This window comes from Polaromonas sp. P3_C2, assembly GCF_056402675.1.
The window spans coordinates 1-3,001 of the sequence record NZ_JBFUGX010000515.1; the positions used below are offsets into that span (position 1 = coordinate 1).

Annotated in this window: 2 protein-coding genes; one reads left to right on the forward strand and one right to left on the reverse strand. The window is 53.7% G+C overall.

Features of this window, described 5'->3' with window-relative positions; genetic code table 11:
• Nucleotides 1–1,188, reverse strand: a 1,188-nt coding sequence (locus tag AC1DWI_RS18130) for a polysaccharide deacetylase family protein (RefSeq protein ID WP_477725370.1), incomplete at its 3' end; no start/stop codon positions are given.
• A 381-nt stretch (nucleotides 1,189–1,569) separates the two neighbouring features.
• On the opposite strand from AC1DWI_RS18130, the gene AC1DWI_RS18135 reads away from it, so the two are divergent.
• Nucleotides 1,570–3,001: KAP family P-loop NTPase fold protein (locus AC1DWI_RS18135; protein WP_477725371.1), on the forward strand; the 1,432-nt coding region annotated here is incomplete at its 3' end.

Consider the following 3,001-nt stretch of genomic DNA (forward strand, 5'->3'; position numbering starts at 1 on the left):
GTCGAGCGAATCAATGTTCCACATCACTGAGCGCAGGTGCGCGGCCGACAACACGTCCAGCCCTTCGTCGTTGCGCGCGCCATACGGAAAGCGAAAGAGYGGCGAACGCCGCGCATCCACCGCTTTCAGCAATTCATCAGTGCCMAGCATTTCTGATTTGAGGCCCGCACCATTGAGCTTGGAAAGCTGTGCATGCGTCATGCTGTGGTTGGCCAGCGTATGGCCGGCCTCCAGCAGCTTGCGGCTGATGTCTGCGCGTGGCCCCAGTTTGGTTTTGCCGTCTGCGGCCACCGTGCCCAGGTTGCTGCCTACCTGAAAGAAAATGCCCGGCACGCTGTATTGCTTCAAGATGGCTGCAATCTCATTGGTGTAAACGCCGTGCGGGCCGTCGTCAAACGTCAGCACGATGGTCTTGGGTGGCAGGCTGTAGCCAAAGACCTCGCCCTCTTCTTCGTCCTTGCTTTTGCGCGTGGTGGGCTTGGGCAGCGCGTAAGGCATCACCACGCCAAAGTCTTTCAAAATCTGCTCGCGCGTGTAGCGCTTCTTCAGGCTGGCAACATAGTCTTCCCAGCGCTCACGCTTCAGCTCAATCGCACGCGGCTCAAAGCGGCCGAACACCAGGCGAATTTCTTTCTCGTAGTTGCGCTCAATCTCAACCAGCGCGTCCAGGTCTTCACCGATGCGCTTGTGCAGCTTGATGGCCGGCAGTGACGAATCAGCCGCCACGCTGGCCTGCAGGCTGCGCAGCAGCTCCCGAAAAGCCAGCCGGTCCGCGTCAAAGAGGTTTTTGTCGCTTTCCACATAGTCCAGGATGCCCGCAATCGCATCAAAGCGCTGCGCGCTGCCAGAAGCCACCAGCGCCGCCAGCTGCGCCTCAATCTCCGCCACCCGCGCACGGTTGTCATGAAACAGCCCCTGCCCCACCTGGTTGGCCATGGCCCGTTCACCCGCACCCAGTTTCTYCTCATCGGCAAACAGCACGATGATTTTTCGGTAGCTGGCCAGCAGGTCTTGCATGCCTGTCAGGATTTTGCTGGTGTCGAGTGGGGCTGCGGCCAGAGCGGCGGCAGGCGGTGGTGCGTCTTTCTTGCTGCGGTCAGAGTCGAGGGTAATGACGATGGCGGTGGCCACTACCAGTAACAGGGTTCCTCCGGCTGTGGCGAGGGCGATCTTGGTTTTGTTGTTCATGGGTTGTTTTTATTCGGCCCGGGGCTGGGCTTTTTCCGAATCTACCATTTGATGCGTTGCCGTCAGCCTGTTGCTGGTTTTAGCGGCTCGACGTCGCACGCGTGGCCACAGCGGTGCGCAAAGCGCACTCGCAGCGGCCGGGATTTATCGGCCGCTGACGCAGCGCGCGTTGAGTGAGGTCACCACCACCGGTAGGAAAGGTTGGACCGCGCCAGGTGCTGGCTATGCGCAGGTCGGAGACGACGTGGAGCGTGCAAAAGTCTGGTGAAAATCCTCGCCACGCCAGTCTCTCGCATCAGCTCAAACATTTCCGCACATCCCTACTTTTTTATAGTAACTTCAGATGATATTAATTAGACTGCGCGCAGCCAAGGGAGGCCAATGGCATCAATCCATTTTTCCAAGGATCCAAATCAAGCCGCCGGCCCTACTCCCACGAAATGGAAAGGTGTACTTACAGCCCTGCGTGAAAGAGGAAATCCAAGCATTGCGATTTTTCGCGTATATTTTTTCGCGGCCATTTTTTGCTTTGTTAGCGTAGAACTGTGGCGAGTGGCAATGCTTGTTGGGCAGTCGATTTACATCACCTACACCGCAAAGTTCGACCCACTAACGATCATATTGGTTGTCACCGTCGTAGGTTTTTTGGGTGGTCTGCATTTATGGGAGAGAGGAGCCTACTCTTCGGCAGGGCGATTGTTGCGGAGCAAACGCGCAGATATTGCGGTGATTGGAATCACGGGTGGCGTTGGTGGATATTTCTGGGTCATGTTCGCACCTAAAGAATATGAAGCGTTCCTCCGAGCTATTCCACCGGGTCTCGCGCTTTACTCAGTAGTACTCCTCACGTTTACTGGCTTTGTAGGTTCGATCCGAGCAAGAGTCATACTATTTCTTGCCAAGTTCAAGGGGCGTTCAGCATTAATCGACGATCGGGCGATTACTAAAGACATCGAAGATGGGCTCGGAATAGGGGAAATGGCAAAGAGATTTGCGCTCAATGTAATGAATGAGCGGTCTCCGGCAAGCTTAATCTTCGGGTTAGATTCCCCATGGGGAACTGGAAAGTCGTCATTCGTTAATGTCTGTAGACAGACCTGGGAAAAACATGGCAGCACGGTAGTCTATGACTTCGAACCGCTGCGCTTTGAGGATAAGGAAAAACTCGTTCGGAAGTTTATTGACGGATTCGTAAAAGCAATAAATCAGAAGGTTTTTCTTCCTGAAATTGACCCCATCCTGAATCGGTACGCGCGCTTGGTCGGGCAGGACGAGATCAATATTCTGGGACTGAAGGTTTCCCTAAAGCCTAGTGATGAGACTATCGAGGACACTCTGGCGGACTTGCGTCAGCTTTTAGCTTCAGCGAGAACTCGAATCATTGTCATCGTAGATGACCTAGATCGTCTGGACCTTGGATCGGTCAAGGAGGTGCTATTTGCCATTCGAACGACCTTCGATCTACCCTACGTAAATTTCGTTCTTTGCTACGACACACTGAATTTGGCTGGCCTTCGCAGTGACAAGGGCGACGCCGAAAAAATCCGCGAGTTTTTGGAAAAGTACGTGAACGTCAAGTTCAGCCTATTCATTGATTCGCAAGCGATGCTTAACTACGTTACTCGAGACTTTGATACGGCGCTGGCGAAAAACGTCGCGATGAGCCCTCAGAAGATCGATCAAGTTAAGAATGCAATTTCGGCACTCAAGAACATTTTTTCGAGCAACGATTATCCGGACTATCTCCCATTGGTCGGGGATATTCGCAAGATCAAACGTGTCATCAACACACTTCTGATTCTTGAGCTTGAGA